Source organism: Synechococcus sp. H70.1, from assembly GCF_047502705.1.
GTDB lineage: Bacteria > Cyanobacteriota > Cyanobacteriia > Thermostichales > Thermostichaceae > Thermostichus.
The window spans coordinates 1-912 of record NZ_JANSIV010000083.1; the positions used below are offsets into that span (position 1 = coordinate 1).

At 56.8% G+C, this 912-nt stretch carries 1 protein-coding gene; it reads left to right on the forward strand.

Features of this window, described 5'->3' with window-relative positions; all coding sequences use genetic code 11:
- Nucleotides 1-143 precede the first annotated feature (143 nt).
- Nucleotides 144-653 carry a hypothetical protein gene (locus NW827_RS06250; RefSeq protein ID WP_414362313.1) on the forward strand — a complete coding sequence of 170 codons (510 nt, stop codon included), beginning with the start codon at nucleotides 144-146 and terminating at the stop codon, nucleotides 651-653.
- Nucleotides 654-912: the final 259 nt, after the last annotated feature.

Below are 912 nucleotides of genomic sequence, written 5' to 3' on the forward strand. Positions count from 1 at the left end.
CTAATCGACATTGGCAATAAACTAAACACTGTCTTAGGCTTAACCCAATTTAATATCCGCGGCGTGGCGGCAGTGGGATATGCTTTAGCGGCTGCCGATGCACAAAAGCCAAACTTGCCATGGCCATAGATAGCCCTCTACCTTTGGTTCTTGTGGTACGCTACACCTCGCCTCAGACTTGGCTGCCGGTTGTGGCCCACGACGACGTGGAGCGAGCTGCGCAGGCGCTGCGACACCTGCAAGCGCGCCGGCCCGGGCAGCAGTATGGTCTGGAGAACTCCTATGTTCTATTTGAGCGCCGTTTTGAAGCCTTGATTTGCCTGGCTTATCTGCTGCAACAGCTGGGGCGGCAATACGACCCTGATGAGACGGATCTGGACCTGAAAGTTACCGTTCACGGGTTTGCCCGCAGTGACCCGCCGCCACCGCAGCTGTGGGGTTGGGGAGAGCCCTGCCTGTTCTTTGAGCGCGAGCACGCGGAGCTGTGTCTTGATCCCCCGTCGGAAATGAAGGGCTGGATGGTGCGGTGTCAGTTCCACGTCCACTGCGGTCAGACGCTGCAGCAGCTGTGGAACTTTAGCGGCTTGGCTTACTCGCCAGTTCATGAGCAGCTCAAGTTCTGGGAGCGGATGTTGGGTACACGGGATCCATGAAGCAACTGGGGCAGAGGAAGAGACAAAAGCTCTGCTGTCAAGCGGATGGGGAAACCCCACCCGCCTGCGCGGTGGGGTAGTTCATCTAGCAACAGGATCAATGGGGGTAGAATCCGCCGTCCAAACCAAATAGAACTTCAGGTTCTCCTTTAGCTTTTCAGCGTCCGCTCTTTCCTTTATCGCTGTCAGGGAGAGCCGCACTCGCAACAGTCCTCTGGGGATTGCCGGCTCTTCTTCCTGAGCCGTAGCTATCTATTCC